Annotated in this window: 14 protein-coding genes; 3 read left to right on the forward strand and 11 right to left on the reverse strand. The window is 34.4% G+C overall.

Annotated features, from left to right (window positions below):
• The first annotated feature begins 35 nt into the window (after nucleotides 1-35).
• Complete coding sequence (locus tag CBF30_RS09285; RefSeq protein ID WP_126825714.1) at nucleotides 36-1,412, forward strand: helix-turn-helix domain-containing protein; 1,377 nt, start codon at nucleotides 36-38, stop codon at nucleotides 1,410-1,412.
• Between the two features lie 86 nt (nucleotides 1,413-1,498).
• On the opposite strand, the gene CBF30_RS09290 is transcribed toward CBF30_RS09285, so the two are convergent.
• From CBF30_RS09290 to CBF30_RS09315, 6 genes are all read right to left on the reverse strand, one after another.
• Complete coding sequence (locus CBF30_RS09290; protein WP_170169001.1) at nucleotides 1,499-5,209, reverse strand: mucin-binding protein; 3,711 nt, start codon at nucleotides 5,207-5,209, stop codon at nucleotides 1,499-1,501.
• 348 nt (nucleotides 5,210-5,557) lie between these two features.
• Entirely contained in the window at nucleotides 5,558-6,106 is a 549-nt protein-coding gene (locus CBF30_RS09295) for a hypothetical protein (protein ID WP_126825720.1), read from the reverse strand.
• An 81-nt stretch (nucleotides 6,107-6,187) separates the two neighbouring features.
• On the reverse strand, nucleotides 6,188-6,412 hold the full coding sequence (locus CBF30_RS09300) for a hypothetical protein (protein ID WP_126825723.1): 225 nt from the start codon (nucleotides 6,410-6,412) through the stop codon (nucleotides 6,188-6,190).
• Between the two features lie 30 nt (nucleotides 6,413-6,442).
• Entirely contained in the window at nucleotides 6,443-7,396 is a 954-nt protein-coding gene (locus tag CBF30_RS09305; RefSeq protein WP_126825726.1) for a S41 family peptidase, read from the reverse strand.
• A 644-nt stretch (nucleotides 7,397-8,040) separates the two neighbouring features.
• Complete coding sequence (locus CBF30_RS09310) at nucleotides 8,041-8,499, reverse strand: MarR family winged helix-turn-helix transcriptional regulator (protein ID WP_126825730.1); 459 nt, start codon at nucleotides 8,497-8,499, stop codon at nucleotides 8,041-8,043.
• Between the two features lie 17 nt (nucleotides 8,500-8,516).
• Nucleotides 8,517-9,287, reverse strand: coding sequence for an SDR family NAD(P)-dependent oxidoreductase (locus tag CBF30_RS09315; protein WP_126825733.1), 771 nt, complete (start codon nucleotides 9,285-9,287; stop codon nucleotides 8,517-8,519).
• Nucleotides 9,288-9,529: 242 nt separating this feature from the next.
• Here CBF30_RS09315 and CBF30_RS09320 point away from each other — a divergent pair, with 242 nt between their 5' ends.
• A complete protein-coding gene (locus CBF30_RS09320; RefSeq protein ID WP_126825738.1) occupies nucleotides 9,530-10,501 on the forward strand; it encodes a dimethylarginine dimethylaminohydrolase family protein in 972 nt (323 codons plus the stop codon).
• Between the two features lie 115 nt (nucleotides 10,502-10,616).
• Here CBF30_RS09320 and galE read toward each other — a convergent pair whose 3' ends face one another.
• Nucleotides 10,617-11,609, reverse strand: a complete 993-nt coding sequence (gene galE, locus CBF30_RS09325; protein ID WP_126825740.1) for a UDP-glucose 4-epimerase GalE — start codon at nucleotides 11,607-11,609, stop codon at nucleotides 10,617-10,619.
• Nucleotides 11,610-11,885: 276 nt separating this feature from the next.
• Between galE and CBF30_RS09330 the strand changes: the two genes are divergently transcribed.
• The gene (locus CBF30_RS09330; protein WP_126825742.1) at nucleotides 11,886-13,277 is read left to right on the forward strand and encodes a helix-turn-helix domain-containing protein; all 1,392 of its coding nucleotides are present in this window, start codon (nucleotides 11,886-11,888) and stop codon (nucleotides 13,275-13,277) included.
• Nucleotides 13,278-13,319: 42 nt separating this feature from the next.
• On the opposite strand, the gene CBF30_RS09335 is transcribed toward CBF30_RS09330, so the two are convergent.
• The 4 genes from CBF30_RS09335 to CBF30_RS09350 form a co-directional block, all read right to left on the reverse strand.
• Nucleotides 13,320-13,970: a mucin-binding protein gene (locus CBF30_RS09335; protein ID WP_126825744.1), complete on the reverse strand. Its 651-nt coding sequence runs from the start codon at nucleotides 13,968-13,970 to the stop codon at nucleotides 13,320-13,322.
• Between the two features lie 26 nt (nucleotides 13,971-13,996).
• Nucleotides 13,997-15,283: a lectin-like domain-containing protein gene (locus CBF30_RS09340; protein WP_126825746.1), complete on the reverse strand. Its 1,287-nt coding sequence runs from the start codon at nucleotides 15,281-15,283 to the stop codon at nucleotides 13,997-13,999.
• Between the two features lie 512 nt (nucleotides 15,284-15,795).
• A complete protein-coding gene (locus tag CBF30_RS09345; protein WP_126825748.1) occupies nucleotides 15,796-15,981 on the reverse strand; it encodes a hypothetical protein in 186 nt (61 codons plus the stop codon).
• A gap of 375 nt (nucleotides 15,982-16,356) precedes the next feature.
• Nucleotides 16,357-17,940 carry an ATP-binding cassette domain-containing protein gene (locus CBF30_RS09350; RefSeq protein WP_126825750.1) on the reverse strand — a complete coding sequence of 528 codons (1,584 nt, stop codon included), beginning with the start codon at nucleotides 17,938-17,940 and terminating at the stop codon, nucleotides 16,357-16,359.
• Nucleotides 17,941-17,953: the final 13 nt, after the last annotated feature.

The following is a 17,953-nucleotide window of genomic DNA, read 5'->3' on the forward strand; positions in this document are numbered from 1 at the left end:
AGATAAGTCTTGTTCACAATTATAGGAGGTACTTGATGCTAAATCTGTTTGAAAGCCATATAAAAACTCAGATTGAAATTTTAAACTATGTCTACTCCAACCACTCCACCCATATCTACCGAAAAGATCTTGCCACATTTTTTAACATTTCAAATTTGACCATGAAAAAATATCTTATTCAGCTTTTTGGATTTGATGAGTTTCACTCAATCAATCAAACTTTTTTCACCAAAATTGATTACAATAAAGTATATCAGACCATTATTCAAGAATCGGTTAATATTTCAATATTAAAAAAAATTATCCTATTTCCTGGAAAATCTTCTGATTTTTACTGTGAACAACTCGCAATCAGTTCACCCTTATTTTCCAAAAGAATCAAAGAGCTAAATTTATTTTTGTCAAACTATCACATACAAATAAAAGTTCGAAAAGGTTATCGTATCGTAGGGCAAGATGAAGCTCAGGTAATCTTTTTTATTACTTCTTGTTTCTTAGTTTTTAGTATGCCGATGGAACAAGCAACTTCACAAACTCAAAAAATGATTCTATTCCTAAAAAAATACAATTGTCCTACCTGTTTTCGCACAGTAGGAGATTTTTGGGAAAAAAATTTTTTCTCTACTTCTTTTTACGTTTACTTACTCCGTTGCTCTCAAGGTTATTTTACTAACTTAAAAAGTGATACGAGCCACTATTTTATTCCAGATGATGATATTTATTTTTTAAAACAGTTTTTCCCTAGACTAACAAAATCCGAACTTTGCATCGCACTTGTTTTATACAAAAGAACATTCTCTTTCAACTTATCTTCTGATTTATTAGAAAAAATCAAGCATATTATAAAACACTTTTTTTTATTTTCTGATGAAAAAATGCATGATAACACTATTAAAAAAATGAGCATTATCTTAGCACTCAGCGTAGAATTTTCTTACAAATACAAGTTGAATATTCTAAAAGATATTCCAGAATTACATATCTTTGACCAAGAACTTAGCTCTAACAATCCAAAATTTGCACGCACCATTAGAAATTTATTAAAAACGATTGATTCTGAACTTGATGCCTCTACTTCAAATTTTTTCGAATTTATTTTTTATTGGCTTTTTTCTGAAGTTGGGATAGAAACTCTCGTCCAAAAGTTAAACATCTTACTAATCGTTGATACTTGTATAAAAAGCGGTCACTACATTGCAAATAAACTTTCGGATTTACTCAATTTTTCAACTATTCAACATACCATCCAAGTAATGGACTTGCATTCTTTCGCTAGTCATTCAACAGAGAAATCTCATTATGATGTATTGCTTTCTACAGTTCCGTTAGAGGAGACTCCAGTAATGCTGATTCCTTATAATCTAACACTACATAATTCTCAAAATTTAATTCATTTTTTAGCGGATTTTTAGATACACTTCACCTAAGTTCTTTCAGCAGCTATTTTGATTAATTATCCACAATAAAAAAGTTGGAGAAAATTCTCCAACTTTTTTATTTACTCTTTACTTTTTCCTTTTTTACCCTTCATAAAGTAGACAAACATTCCACTAATAGCCCATACAATCATCCCTAAAATAGAGAAATTTGTTTGAGTTTGTTCACCTGTTTGTGGCAAACTTTTTTTACTAGCATTCGAGGGTTGCATAGCCTTTTTGGCAACTTGTTGTCCACTATTTGATGCACCTGTTGCTTGTGTTGTTGCTTCTTTACTATAAACAACCGTCTTTTCAACATTCTTACTCGTAAGGGTAATCCCATTAATGGCTGCGACTTTTTCTTGGTTAGGCGTATAATTTGCCAATTTAGGGGATATCTTTTCACCAAAAGAAGTCCGATTTTGGACCGCTTTCCAACCATCCTCTTTAATTTCTTTTCCTGTTACTTTATCATACGTTCGCTCTTGCTCAAAGGTCACGGTTTCAATTTGATCGTCGGCTGCTTTGGTGCCGTCTTTGTATACATAGTGAACCGTTTCAGTGACTTTTTTCGTTAGAGCAGCACAATCTGTATCTTCTGCCCATTTGGGACCAGCAGGATCTTTTGGATTGATTGGTGCTCCTGGTTGCCCAGGAGATGCTGGATTAATGGTCACAGTCCCATGTTTCAAATGAACTTCGTATGTTTTGGGACTTCCGTCTTGGTCATACGTCACTCCGTCTTTAGGATATTCGTCTTTTACTAATTCATATCCTTTATCTGTCAACTCTTTGATTGTATCACTTGTTCGGTAGCCATCCGTTGTGCCATAATCTCCACTCAATTCTTTACTTGTGATAGGCTTGCCTGTTGTATCATCCATGTAGGTTACTGTCGCTTGTTCTTTATTGACGGTATACGTCACGGTCTGCTCGATATTTTTACTTTCTGCCGTAAGACCCATTACTTCTGGAATTTCTGCTTGATCTGGGGTGTAGCCAGGAATCGTTGGCGATGCGATTTTGGCAAAGCTCGTTTGATTGTCTTTCGCGCTCCACTCACCAAATGTTTTGGTGCCATCTACTTTGTCTGTTGTGACCGTTCGACTAAACTCAACTGGTGTTGCTTGTTGATCTGCATGAGCTTGACTCTTATCACTATACTGATAGTGCACGGTTTCGGTGATTGATTTATTTTCTGAGGTGCTTGTTGTGCCATGTTTCAAATGAACTTCGTATGTTTTGGGACTTCCATCTTTGTCATACGTCACTCCGTCTTTAGGATATTCGTCTTTTACTAATTCATATCCTTTATCTGTCAACTCTTTGATTGTATCACTTGTTCGGTAACCATCCGTTGTGCCATAATCTCCACTTAATTCTTTACTTGTGATAGGCTTTCCTGTTGTATCATCCATGTAGGTTACTGTCGCTTGTTCTTTGTTGACGGTATACGTCACGGTCTGCTCAATATTTTTACTTTCTGCCGTAAGACCCGTTACTTCTGATATTTCTGTTTGATCTGGAGTGTAGCCAGGAATCGTTGGCGATGCGATTTTGGCAAAGCTCGTTCGATTGTCTTTCGCACTCCACTCACCAAATGTTTTGGTGCCATCTACTTTGTCCGTTGTGACCGTTCGACTAAACTCAACTGGTGTTGCTTGTTGATCTGCATGAGCTTGACTCTTGTCACTATACTGATAGTGCACGGTTTCGGTGATTGTTTTATTTTCTGAGGTGCTTGTTGTACCGTGTTTCAAGTGGACTTCGTATGTTTTGGGACTTCCGTCTTGGTCATACGTCACTCCGTCTTTAGGATATTCGTCTTTTACTAGTTCATATCCTTTGTCTGTCAACTCTTTGATTGTCTCACTTGTTCGGTAACCATCCGTTGTCCCATAATCTCCACTTAATTCTTTACTTGTGATAGGCTTTCCTGTTGTATCATCCATGTAGGTTACTGTCGCTTGTTCTTTGTTGACTTGATATACATAATAAACAACTTGATCCTCATTTAAGAATGCCAGGCTATTGTCACTCATCATTTGCTTCCCTTTAACGCTAGAAACTTGATTTTCGGAACTTATCAATGTATAGCCAGTAATGGATTTAGGCGTGACTTGATAGTTTGGCGATTGACTGGCAATAGAAGAACCTGCAGGATACCCATATTGATACGCCTGACTCGCTAAATCCGTTCCGGTTTTGTCTACATAGCGAACTGTGATTTTACTCTGACCTTCTGCTCTAGCGTTGGATGGAGTAGTATTGGAGCTGATGCCATTCCCAGAAACAGTGGTAATCACTCCATCATCAGATATATTATATTGATTAGCTTGACCAGAAAGCTCATTTTTTACAGATGGGTCAGCAAAATTAAAAGTCGTTTGAATTCCTAAATTTTGAATCACATTAGCACTTGAGAGCACTTGGCTAACCTTACTATTAATTTCATCTGTACGATTGATTTCTTGTGCCTTATCTGCTTGAGTAGCAGCATCATCATTAGGATACAGATCTTTGTAAGTGTATGCTCCTTCTCCAAGAAGTTTCCCGAAATTATAAGCAATGGTATAATTCCCATCTCCATTATTAATTACTACACCAGAATGTTTGCCGGCTGTATTTAACGCTTTTACAATATCTTCATTGCTAGTATTTGCTGGTAACGAAATAATATTAGTCACACCAGTTCCTGCTGGGAAATTACGATCTGTTGAATTATCTCCCTTCACAAGATATGTCCCATCTTCGCTTATTTGAAGAGTTGAGTTGCCCAAATAATTACCTAAATTTATTTGCGTGACATTCGAGCCACTTGTTTGAATTTTCTCAATCGTGATCACATTTCCAGTTGGAATATGCGTATCTCCTGCATTTTGTCCACCGCTTGCTAAAAGATTATTAATGTAGTTTGGATCTTTTATACTTGTTCCTGTATTAATCTGATTTGCACTAGGACTATACGCAAAATCTGCTGTCCTGTAATCTCCACTATCTTTTTGATACGCACGATGAACGGGTACAAAATTAAATGTTGAATTTCCAATTGTTAGTACTATATTTTGAGCGCTGTCTTTTGTCACAAGTGCTGAGGTAATACTTGGCTGCTCGGTGACTGTTGCAGCTATTTTTTTACCAGTTTCCAAACTGGCAAAAGATTGATCTAAGGTTATGATATAAGCCATTTCATCTGTTGAAAACTCAATCGTTCCTACCTGGTCAATGTTTAGCTTGGTGCCTGAACTTAACGCTGAAGCGATTAAAGAAGAGGAATTATTCGTTATCGTAACTGGAATCTTAATTTTACTTCCTTCTTTTAAAGTTCCATCTTGGGTGAGCGTAAAGCCTATTTTGATAGCCGTTAAATGAGCACTTTGTTGCTTAATATTATAGGAGTCCCCATTCTTCATGACTGTTGTTCCATCATCTGCAGTTACATTAACGGTTAGATTGCTCAGTGGTTGCGTATCAGCAGATTGGGCAGATACTGCTGACGCAGCTTTTTCTACTGCATTAGTGTTTGTGAGTTTATTCACATTTTGTTCAGACGAAGCGCTTGTCTGTGACGTTTGATTTAGTCTTGATACTTCTGTAGATGTTGTGGTGCTACTTGTGCTTTCACCACTAGTTGAATCAGTCGTTTGATTTGTGGTTTGTCCTGTAGTTTGACTTGTTTTTTCTACTCTTTCTGCTGCATAAGTCAAAATTGGTCCCTGTAATAGGCTTCCAGTTAAAGAAGTTACAGCGAGTGCTGTCGTAATTACCCTACTTTTGTTTTTCTTTTTCAAAAAAAACCCCTCCATCTTCATTTTATTTTTTATTTTTAGAAAAGCTTGTTAAAAATTATGTTGGAAATTGAATCATTTGATAGATTGTTCAAACTTACTACTAAACAGACTTATTTTTACCCACCAACATTAGCAATAGTTTATCATCTCTCTTACTATTTTTTTGATATATATTTTTAGAAGAAAATTCATTTTTTTATTAAAAATCATAGCTTTTCATATTAACTAATTCTTAATAAGAGCAATATTTTTAATATCATTAGCAGATACTTAAATCAAACAAAACGCTTTCTAAAAAAATAGGGTGTTACTTATTAAAATAAGTAACACCCTATTTTTTATATGAATTCAACGCTTCTTTTTAGCTAAATCGCTAGGAAATACAATGTAACTGAGATCAATCCCCAACAATAAAACTGCTATAAATCCTAAAGTTTGAAAGCTTTCAATAAAAGGTAGAGTCCTTTTATGAATTCCTCCACCAACATAGACGCAGAAAAGTAGTAGAATACCTGTCAAAAGAATCGAGCCACTATCAAGTAAAAAATTTTGCCATTCGTATCTTTTACGTTGCTTTCGTTCAACTGGAAGATAATACTTTGGTGCTTTTCCTTGCCCTAGTTTATAAAGAAGGTAACGATCACACCACGTTATCATTCTGTGCCCCCACATGAAAGAAAACCCTAAATAAAAGGGTCCAATTGTGGAACTAAACGTTGCTTGATTTCCTTGTTTGATATCCCAAATAGTAAAAAATAGTAATAAACTATCGACAAAGAAAACCAGGCTCAGTATCCACGAACTAAGCTTGCGTTTTTTACAACCATACCTTACAACAAAGCCAGCCAATACAAGCCCCCAAAAAACTAGCTCACACCCAACAATTAAATAAATCACATTGATTTTCTCCTTATTTTTCCATTTGCCTCATACCTGCACGTTACATATCATCCAAACGCTACAAAAAAAGTCATCTAATCATGACTTTTTAAGCAACGAACAATCACTTATATACAATTGATTTCCTAAAGGGCTAGTAAACTCCATGGCAATTCCCTTTTCTACCTTATATGGCTCACAAAAAAAGTGACTATTTTCTTTTTCCAATTTTGTATACAATTCCATCACATTATCTATGATAAACCAAATCTTTGGCTCTTCTTTGGGATTGTATGAATTAGACTTTCTCTCTTTATTTTCCATGCTCAAACGGACTCTCCTTTTGGTGCCATCTTATTTACTATTTTCACTCTTAAGCCATTGAGTGGCTTTTTCATAAGCTTGATCTGTTTGAACATCTGGCTCAATAGGACTATTTTTATATACCTTTCCCATTCGATCTTTCAACATCTCCGTTGTTAATTGCATGGTGTAGCCATTGTACATGTTATATTGCCAATTTACTGTTGTATATCCAGCTGTAGGAGTACCAAAGGTTTTTACATTTTTAAGACCTAAAAAGCTCATCGCCGTGATCTCTCCCGAACTTCCAGTTTCCTTGCCAAGCAAAAGAGCAATTCGCAAGTCCTTGATTTTCTTAGCGGAACCAATATCCACAGGTGTTCCTCCACCTGATAATTGGTTGTTTGATAGAGTAACTTCTCGCTCTGAGTGATTTTTGTCAATAGCAAAAACCAATGTTCCATCAGGTAAAATAGGTGCAAGACCAGAAATCATCGGTCCCATATCCCCACCTTGATTCTTACTTAAATCAATAATCAAGTCCTTATAAGAGGTGTTTAGTAGTGCACTTGAAATTTTTTTTGCATACGTTTTAGCTTGTGCCTCACTGCCTACAAATTCTGGAATTTCTATTGTCAAAATTCCTTGATTTACCTTAGCTGTGGGCATTACTACATTCGTTTTATCCACTTGATTCTCTTGGTAAATAGCCGAATGTTTTCCTCCGGCTACTTCCACGGCTTTTGAGAGTGCCGGGAGTGTCTCCGCATAACTTTTCGCTCCCTTTACTTTATGCAATGTTTCTTGTTTAACTTTTTCCCAATAATTGCCTCTAGCAAACAATCCCTTTTGATTCATCTCATTTACCGCAATTGATGCAAATTTTTGCGGTGATGGTGGAATTATGTAAAAATTGAACAACGGCCCGTATTTATATCCCCCTATTCCAAGAATAAGAACAATCATTACTAAAAAGAAACCCACAAAAACACGCATTTTTTTCATTCGAACAGCCCCGCTTTTCTTTAAAATCTAATTCATTATATAATCAAGATCAACAAAAGTAACGAACACATTACTTACAGTAGGCTTACAGTTTTGTTAGTATTTTTATTGCGCCAAACAAAAAGACAACTAGAGCGACATATTCTCTACTTGTCTTAATAAATAAAAATTATTTTTGGTTTTCTTTTAATTTAAATCGAAGAACAAACATAAAAAAGGAGCAAAGATTGAAAGTAAGCATTAGCGCACAGTATGGTCATGTCCTGTTTTATAGTTGAGGCTGAGGCAGGCAGTGACACCCTAGCAGTAGCTATCGCCCCCACAAATTGCTGTGTCGTTGAAGAATGCCTGTTTCATTTGCCTCATCCTCATTTTTTAATGGAGCCAGTTTACTATCATCACTTGAACTGTTGTTGCAGCATTACATAAAGGCATCTCTTCTTTTTTTATCATTGCTCACCAGTCCATACCTATCCTTTTTTTTCTTGACTAACCTAGTTGCATTCTGCTATGACTTACTTATTTATAATGGTTTATCACACTCACGATTAAAAAAACAACAAAAGTGCCATACAAAAGGAATCATTCCTTTTGTATGGCACCTTAAATCTGAATGCACAGCAGAAATAAATATTATTCGTTTCCTACTCAATCAATTTTTTCTTTTGTATTTGTGCAAGTGTTTTTGTCCCTTCAATCTGTCTATTTAAAATAGTAATAAATTCATCTATTTTCATCTGATTTCCTAACTTTTCTTTTATAACTTCATTAAATTCCACTTCGATTTTTTTTGTCTCTTTTAATACCGCTCGACCTTTTACGGTGAGGTAGATATTATTTTTTCTAGAATCTATTGTGTCTTTTTCCTTTTTTATTAGTTCTTTTTGGATTAATCGATCCAGCACGCGACTTGGATTATCCGAACCACATATTAATAATTCACCGATCTGAGTTGTAGCGAGTCCATCTTGTTGGTCTAAAATTTTTAAAACTTCATTCTGGCTTGGTGTAACACCAAATGGTGCAAGCATCTTAGTGTGCTGCTCTTCCCCTTCTTTATCTACGGCTTTTATCAAATAACGTAATTCTTCAATCTTTTCCACTCGTTTGCTGTCCTCTCTTACTTTTTCACCTGTTTTTTCATGATAGTATTTACCATTGTGACCATATTCTTTCTCGGTAAAATTCTTGGCAATATAGTACTTGTCACATAATTATTAAGTCCATCAATTTTAGAAATCTTCCCTTTCTCAATCGCATCAAGTGTGACTTTTACTACGTGCTGTGGCGTTCGCAAGTTTCCATATGAAACCCCACCACCACTAGAGAAAAAATTAGTATCTGTTGCGCCCGGGCTAATAGCAAAAATACGTACTTGACTTTCCTGGCACTCCATCGCTAAGGCCTCAGTAAAGGAAAGTACAAAGGCTTTACTGGCAGCATAAACAGCCATTGTAGGGATAGGATGATAAGCTGATGTTGACGCAACATTTATAATGAGTCCTTTATTTTTCTTTAGCATAGAATCTAAAAACAGCTTTGTCAAGTCGAATAGTGCGACAGTGTTTACCATGATTTCATTATGTTGTTGTTCATAACTCACATCGCTTACCTTGCCACTAGTCGCAAATCCTGCGCAATTAATCAAGGTTTCAATCATAATTCCTAATTCTTGAATCCTTTGATAAGCGTGTTGTGCTACATTTGGAACAGATAAATCATACATTACAATTTCAACCTTAACCTGATATTTTTTTTCGAGCTCAGCTTTTATTGCTTTCAACTTCTCTTTGGACCGTGCTAAAAGTACTAAGTTTTTATTTTTTTTCGCGTACTCAACCGCAAAAGCTTGTCCTATTCCTGATGATGCTCCAGTTATGAGTGTATACATTGTTGAATCTCTCCTTTTTACATGTCTAGGCACGTATGTCTAAACACATAATAACATGACTACACAAAATTGCAAAGATTATCACTTACAAGAAAACCTTAACTTTTTCTTTTAACACTATCATTATTTGACAATTTTGAGGCTCCATAGTAAATTAGTTAACAAAGGTAACTAATTTACTAAACGAAAATCTCTTGAGAAATAAATTCGGTTACTTATCAACTTGAGAAAGTAGGATATCAATGAAAAATATTACCGTTTACAATGAATATGCCACTTTAAAAACTGTTATTATTGGGAACGCTGAAACTATTTATATACCGGATGCTATGGAAATGGAACAAGAAGCCCATACTGCAACATGGAAAAAATTGTTGAATAAGTATCTCTATAAAGTACTAAAAGGAAAAAAAGTCCCTCAATTTTTAGCGAAAAAATATCAACGGGAATTACATGACTTTAAAAAAATATTAGAAAAAAATAATGTGGAAGTTTTAACGGTTGATCCGGTGGTTCCTTCTAAAAAAGAGGAACCAGGAATGGCCCAAATGTACGCACGCGATAGTGTGATGTGTGTCGGAAATCTACTAATTGAGGGAAATTTAAAACTCGAAATGCGAAAAAAAGAAATGCGCGGCTATCAATCTATCGTACAATCTATTAAAAATCAATCTTCAATTCACCAATTGCATCCTTCAGAAACTGCTTTTTTAGAAGGTGGCGACGTCCTTGTTGATTATCCCTATGTATTTGTTGGCATTGGGAAATATGCAAGTAACGAGAATGGCATCAACTGGCTACAAAATTTATTAGATATCAGCCAAAAAGAACAGCATCCTGACCAAAATTGGCGTGTCATTCCAGTCTATCTGAATGACGACTCCTTACATCACTTAGATTGTTGTTTTACTATTATTGGTCCTAAAACAGCTATTATTCATAAGGACTCTTTAAAAGCGCTCCCTAAAGAACTCGAAGATTATCACTTCATTGAAATTGACACAAAAACCAATAAGGAAATGGGTGGAAATGTTCTTGTTATCGGTCCTAAAAAAATAATCGTTCAGAAGCGACACCTCTCTTTACAAAAGTCACTTCAAGCACTTGGATATACTGTCTTCCCTCTAGATTTCACATGGCACGCACGTTTGGATGGTGCCTTTCGTTGCGCTTCTTGTCCACTTGAGCGGATTGAAGAAAATCATTCCATATGATGTCTAGCTAAAAACCCCACCAATTGTTCTTTCAATTGGTGGGGTTTTCTTCTTTTTTCTTGTATTCAAAAAACAAACTAGCATTGTTCAATCTCTTATTAAAAAGGACACATCCTTACTTATTTTCATATCCATCTAAATGAGTTTGATGCCAATTCCACGCTGTAGTCATGATGGTTTCAACGTCCGTGTACCTTGGTTTCCAACCCAAAATTTGACAGGCTTTATCCGGTGATGCCACTAACATACTCGGATCACCCGCTCTTCTTGGACCAACTCTTGTAGGGATTTCTTTACCGGTAATCTTCCGAGCTGCTGTGACCATTTCTTTTACAGAAAAACCTTGATTACTTCCTAAGTTGAAAACCGTACTCTCATTGCCTTGTTCTAAATATTCTAGTGCCAGTAAATGCGCTTGAATCAAATCAACCACATGGACATAATCCCTCACACACGAACCATCTGGAGTCTCATAATCTTCTCCAAAAACAACAATTTCTTTTCGTTGTCCTAAAGCGGTTTGTAAAATCAGCGGTACTAAGTGAGTCTCAGGTGAATGGTCCTCTCCAATAGTGCTATCTAACTTAGCTCCGGCCACATTAAAATATCGAAGCGCTACATAGTGAATTCCATAAGCTTGTTCACACCAATGCATCATTTTTTCCATCATTAGCTTACTTTCACCATACGGATTTTTAGGATTGGTTGACGTTTTTTCCGTAATGGGCATGACTTTGGGCTCTCCATATACTGCTGCGGTTGAGGAAAAGACAATATTTTTTATCCCTCGCTCTTGCATGACTTCCAAAACAACTTGCGTACCGTAAATATTATTATTAAAATATTTTAGCGGACTTTCAACCGATTCTCCAACAAGAGAGCTTGCTGCAAAATGGAACACCCCGTCTATGATCTCTTTTTCAAAGACTTGACTTAAAAACTCTTTGTCCCGGATGTCTCCTTTATAAAAAGAAGCCTTTGGATGAACCGCAGCTCTGTGTCCTGTAAGTAAATTATCCACCACCACTACTTTCTTTCCCACTTCAACTAGTTGGTCTACCGCATGAGAACCAATGTAACCTGCACCACCTAAGACTAATATCGCCAATTTGCTACATCCTCTCCCATTCTGTTTATACTGCTTTACTCTCTATTAAAACGCTCTCTCTAAATTTCAAGCCGATATCAATCTATTATTAGAGAATAGCAAAGTACTATTTACTAAAAAAGTTCCAATAATTATTATACACTCAAAAGCAAATAGTGTAAACGCTCTTTCCGTTTCATTTTAAGATCTATTTATAAAAAAATTTTTTTTCTGCCACTTTCAAGCTAATTTTTGCTATATTTAGAGTAGAAATTTGAGAGGAGCCTTTACTTTTAAATGCTGAGTCTATTAGAGCATCATATTAAAAATCAATTAGATATGTTAAATTATATGTACACGAATCAATCTATCTTAGTAAAGGAAAAAAAGATTTCTGAATATTTGAATTTATCTTACGAAACAACGAGAAATTATCTATATCAGCTTTTTAATGAAGCGAATATTTCAGAACCTCTAAAACCTTTTCTGATTACCAATGAAGAATATAAAAAAATATACGAACAAACCGTATCGAAATCCATAAATTTAGCCATCCTAAAAGAATTAATTTTTTCTCCTGGTCATTCTGCCCATTACTACTGTGATACATTAGCAATCAGCCCGCCACTTTTTGCTAAACGGATCCGTCAACTCAATAACTTTCTATCACGATACTCGCTTGAAATTAAAGTAAAGAAAGGGTATCGGATTTTCGGTCAAAATGAAGATCAATTTTGTTTCTTCCTTACCACTTGTATCTATGCTTTTCACACAGAAATTTTTATAGGACCCATTGAGTATACTGAAATCGTCACCCTTTTAAAAAAGTATCAGTGTCCTTGTAGCTTTGGAACACTAGGTGGCTTTTGGAATGAACAATTCTTTGCTTGTGTATTTCTTGTCTATCTATTGAGAGAAACCCAATCTTCCGAACTTTTGCACTCGGAGGTTTTGCCCAATAATAAACTTTTACCTAAAGATGATTTTCTCATGCTAAAAAAACTATTTCCAAAACTAACACCTTTAGCAATAGTTACTGCCATAGATAAGTTCAAAAAATTTATGACGGTTCGAATTTCTAATGAGATCACTTGTGGCGTTACAAAAGTTGTGCAAACACATTTTAACTGGTCAAAAAAAGAGCTCAGTAATACTTCTAAACAAAAAATAATCACTTTGCTTTCTGTTAGTGTTGTTTTTTTCAAAAGATGCCCTTTTACCTCTAAAAATTTCAATCCGGAACTATGTATTTTTATAGATGAAATAAAAAAACAAAATCCGCGATTATTTTATTCGATTCAAACACTTATTCATAAAATTGACACTGAATTTGATTTACAAACGATTAAAGTTTTCGAGGCTACTTTTTATCGTTTATTAGCTGAAGTAGGTGTAGCACATTTGATTCCAAAATTAACCATATTAGTGACAACCGAGCTTGGTCAAGAACATGGTCATTACTTAGCACGTCAACTTGCTGGGCTGCTTGAATTTTCAAATATTCCTAACGAAATAACAGTAATAGAACTCGATCAACTAAAACATATTGATGCTAAAAATGAATATGACTTTTCACTATCTACAATTAAAACTGAAAATTCTGCTACTATTCTCATCCCCTATAATTTAACGCTTCAAAATTCCTCTCATTTAATCAAATTATTTTCACAAGCAGATTGCTCTTCATGAGTCAACATAATAAAAAAGTTGGAGAGAAATTCTCTAACTTTTTTACTTGTTCTTTGCTTTTTTCCTCATAAAGTAAGCAACCATTCCACTAATAGCCGATACATTCATCCTCCAAATTGAAAAGATTACTTGAGTTTGTTCGCCCGTTTGTGGGAAGCTTTTTTTACTAGAATTCGAGTCTTGCGTAGCCTTTTTTGTAACTTGTACTCTGCTGTTTGATGTATCCTTTGCGTGTGTTGTTCCATCTTTATGGTAGACAACCGTCTTTTCAACACTTTTACTCGTAGGAGTAATCCCATTAACAACTGCGATTTTTTCTTGGTCAGGCGTATAATTTTCTAGTTTAGGCGATAGTTTTTCATCAAAAGAAGTGCGATTTTGGATCTCTTTCCACCCATTATCTTTAAGCTCTTTTCCTGTTACTTTATCAAACGTTCTTTCCAGCTCAAACGTCAATGTTTCGGTTTGATCGTCTACTGCTTTCGATCCATCTTCATATACATAATGAACGGTTTCAGTAACTTTTTTCGTTAGAGAAGCACCATCTGTGTCTTCTGCCCATTTGGGACTCTCAGGATTATTTGGATTAATTGGTGTTCCTGGTTGACCAGGAGATGCCGGATTAATGGTTATAGTCCCATGCTTCAAATGGACTTCGTATGTTTTGGGACTTCCGTCTTTATCATACGTCACACCGTCTTTTGGATAATCGTCTTTTACTAATTATATCCTTGATCCGTCAACTCTTTGATTGTGTCACTCGTACGGTACCCATCCGTTGTGCCGTAATCTCCACTTAACTCTTTGCTCGTAATTGGTTTTCCAGTTGTATCATCAATGTAGGTGACTTTCGCTTGTTCCTTATTAACAGTATACATCACCGTTTTCTCAATCGATTTACTCTCTGCTGTTAGACCCGTTACTTCTGCAATCTCTGCTTGATCAGGGGTGTAGCCGAGAATTGTTGGCGATACAATTTTAGCAAAGCTTGTTTGATTTTCTTTTGCACTCCACTCACTATATGTTTTTGTTCCATCGACTTTATCTGTCGTTACCGTTCGGCTAAACTCCACAGGTGTTGCTTGTTGGTCTGCATGTGCTTGGCTCTTGTCACTATATTGATAGTGAACGGTTTCGGTGATAGTTTTATTTTCTGAGGCGCTCGTTGTCCCGTGTTTCAAGTGGAATTCAAAAATTTGATCTTTCGTATCATACTTACTGCCGGAAATGAAGCCATCTCTTACCAACTCGTACCCTTTTGCTTTGAAAAAAGCAAACTGGGAGTCTGTAGCGTATTGAATAACTGAACTGCTTGACCCTGTTAATGAATCAGAAGCAAGTACTTTTCCATTATTATCGTCTATATAATTTACGATTGCCTTTTGGATGGGTGAATATACCATATTATCAATTTTATACGCTTGATGTGTTGGCAAAGCCCCTGTAGACGCTGCAATAGTGAAATAGTAAGCTGGATTGCTAGCATCATATTCAAATGTCTTCGTAAATGTCACATCTCCACTTGGTGTATTCAAAATAATTTTGAATTTCTTCGTAGCTGCGGTATATATAAATTTAATAGAATGAAATTGATTGTCTTCAATTGCTTTGTTGATTTCAGCTGCTGAACTTTGATCAATGGTCCCATAACCTTTACTATCAGTTGTAATAAAAGTACCATATGGGTTGGTGTGCCCATCATCATAATCTCCTTTAAGAATCTGATTGGTATTGGAATGTTTGGAATGTTTGGAATGTTTGGAATCGTTTAACCATGTATCAATTTTCCAGCCAAATGCATTGGTTACGCCATAAATTCCAAGATCTCCACCTGTTCCTACAACTTGATTTCTCTCCCCTTTATAGAAAACAAAACCTATCCCATCTGCAATTCCCGTGTAGCCCCGATTACTTGTCACTTCTCCTAAGTTAATTGCCCCATCAATTTCGAAATTATTTCTAACATCAATTGCCCCTGAAAAAGCAACATTCCCCGACTGACACATTCACCTTCGAAAATTTTGTATGTTTTTTTTGATAAAAAATAAAAATGTGTAAAATAGCTCGTTCGTAGATTTGCTTATACCTTTCTATTTAAAAAGACTATATGTTAAAAATTTTTCATTACTACTCTAATTTGCTTTTCAGTCATCTGATTTTCATGGTCAATTCTACCTTCATGTAAAAAATAGTGCAGGTACTCACTACTTTTTCTTTGTTATACCAATTAGTTGACATTCAAAAAAACTCTACTATTTCTATAAAAACAAACTAAAAAAAGAACTGGAGAATTAAATCCCACTAGTTCCTATTTTTGTATGAATTTTTACTTCTAAATATTTTTTTCAAAAGATTCGGCACCATCTTTTTCACTTCGCTACACTTTCCATATTATTGCACAAATTTCTTTTCATTTTCATGAAAAACTTTCTTTGTTTTTTCCCCATATTCCTTTCAAATTGTGGTCCAAATTATTCCGACTTAGCCACTCCTCAATTCTTAACCAAGTACAATAATGTTATTCCGGATTGACATATACTTTATTGGTACTTGGAACATATTGAACTATAATATTTCCAGCAGTGTCTCCAGTTAGGTCAACAATTGCTTTGTATTTATTCTTACTAATTTTTTCTGTGATGGTTATACCCTTCACACTTACACCGTAAGTTTCAGTTAATATCTGCTTGGCTGTATCTTCCATTTCTTCAACCCTATTGCCAGGAAAAACAAACGTTAAACATAAGCATGCTACGACAATAACTATTGGTACCCAAGGTTCTGAGAATCTTTGTGGAAATATAAAATAATTCAAATTTGCTAAAAAAACAGTTCAAATACTATACATGCTATTCTATAGAACCCTTTACTTGCATAAATCCATGTTTTAAAGTAGAAGTTAAGCGAATTGTTATCTCTCCATAATCTTCGTTAGCAGTACTTGAATGTAACCACAAATATTTCTACCTATACGAAACAGCTTGTAGACTATTAATAAGTATCACATACATTTACAATCTAACCCCCCCTCGGATAACCCGATAACTTAGTTTAACGTTTAATTAAGTAAAAAATGAAATTAAAATTCATAAATATCAGTAAACATTTTTTCTAAAACAGGATTTAAATGGTGTGTTACAAAAATAACTGTTAATTCAGGATTTAATAAGATTGCTTTTTCTATTATGTACGACGTTTCTGAGTCTAAATTGCTTGTTCCTTCATCAATTAATAAAATATCCTTTTCTTGTATTAAGCTTCGCCCTATTTCAACTCTTTGAGCCTGTCCTCCAGATATATTCTTGCCGAACAAACCTAAAGAATCAATATTCTCTAAATCTGTCAGTTCAATTTTATCTATTATTTTTTCCACTTTTTCCTTATCAAAATTATCTAGTAAAGTTACATTATCAAAGAGACTCAAATCAAATATATACGGCTTTTGTTTTACATAAGATATTTTGTCTCTATATTTTTTAGTATCTATGTTATTTATATTCTGACCATCTATTTCTATAGTACCTTTGGTATAACCTAAATTCTTAGATAATATATTTAAAAAAGTAGTTTTTCCTGTACCACTCTTTCCTAAAATGGCATATTTTCCACCTTTAATAAAGTTCATATCTGGAATTAGTATCTTCTGGCTATTTGGAAAATCATACTCTAGATTTTTTATCTTTATTTGATTAAAAAAAGTAAATTCATTATCATTTAAAGGAATTCTAGGCACATCTAAACTATTATCAAAATTTATTTTATCAATAATCTTTGATGTAGAAAAAAACATTGTAACCTCATTTATAAAGAAGCTCATATTACCGAAAAAATTGCCAGTCAAATCACCAATGGAAAATATCACCCCTCCTGATAATCTTCCTGATAGAACAAATATGCCCGTCACAAAAATAATACTGTATTGAAAAACAACTGAAAGAAATCTAATAATAGAATTTATTATTGCTTTTGTTTTTCCTAAATCACTTTTCAAATTAGCTATTTTTTCATTCTCTATATTCAATTGTTGTTTCAATAAATAGTTTTTATTATACGATATTAATGTTGGAAATCCTTTAATCCATTCATCAACTTTTGAAATATACTTTTCATATTTTTTAGATAAAGATGTATTTTTAATATCTAGTTGTTTCCGTAATCTATTTGGAACTATTGTCATTATAATCGCTGCTACTATAGCTATTATCAGTAACACATAGCTAAATTTAAGTATTGCTATTGCAGAAAAAACAATTAAAGTAAAACTTGATATAGCTAAATAAAAATTTCCAAAACATTGTTCCTCTAGTGTATTTATGTCAAGAGTCAACCAAGATATATACTCATTTATTTGTTTCTCATGAAATTCTTCATATGATTTAACAGATATACTTGATAGAATTTTATTTCGAATATATAATACTTGTTTTTGTTTAGCATATTCTACATGAATATTCTTAATATAGCCTAAGATTAAAGCTATTAACCATAAAAAAAGTGAAATAGCGAAAGACTCAAGAAAAGCGTATTTATCACTGTTAATTAAACTATCCATTATTTTAGATAGATAAACAGTAGAGAGTATTATGCCACCTGACTCTAAAGTTATTAGGAAAGTAAGTAAAAAGTTATATTTCCAAAATTTTTTTATTGTCTTAAAAACCATACTCTTTTCCCTC

It is taken from the genome of Vagococcus entomophilus (genome assembly GCF_003987595.1).
Lineage (GTDB): Bacteria > Bacillota > Bacilli > Lactobacillales > Vagococcaceae > Vagococcus_E > Vagococcus_E entomophilus.

Coding starts and splice junctions, on each gene's coding strand:
- CBF30_RS09315 (WP_126825733.1), bottom strand. CDS start 9,287: ATGTATACACTCATAACTGGAGCATCATCAGGAATAGGACAAGCTTTT.
- CBF30_RS09320 (WP_126825738.1), top strand. CDS start 9,530: ATGAAAAATATTACCGTTTACAATGAATATGCCACTTTAAAAACTGTT.
- CBF30_RS09330 (WP_126825742.1), top strand. CDS start 11,886: ATGCTGAGTCTATTAGAGCATCATATTAAAAATCAATTAGATATGTTA.
- CBF30_RS09350 (WP_126825750.1), bottom strand. CDS start 17,940: ATGGTTTTTAAGACAATAAAAAAATTTTGGAAATATAACTTTTTACTT.
- CBF30_RS09285 (WP_126825714.1), top strand. CDS start 36: ATGCTAAATCTGTTTGAAAGCCATATAAAAACTCAGATTGAAATTTTA.
- CBF30_RS09300 (WP_126825723.1), bottom strand. CDS start 6,412: ATGGAAAATAAAGAGAGAAAGTCTAATTCATACAATCCCAAAGAAGAG.
- CBF30_RS09345 (WP_126825748.1), bottom strand. CDS start 15,981: ATGGAAGATACAGCCAAGCAGATATTAACTGAAACTTACGGTGTAAGT.
- CBF30_RS09305 (WP_126825726.1), bottom strand. CDS start 7,396: ATGAAAAAAATGCGTGTTTTTGTGGGTTTCTTTTTAGTAATGATTGTT.
- CBF30_RS09340 (WP_126825746.1), bottom strand. CDS start 15,283: ATGTGTCAGTCGGGGAATGTTGCTTTTTCAGGGGCAATTGATGTTAGA.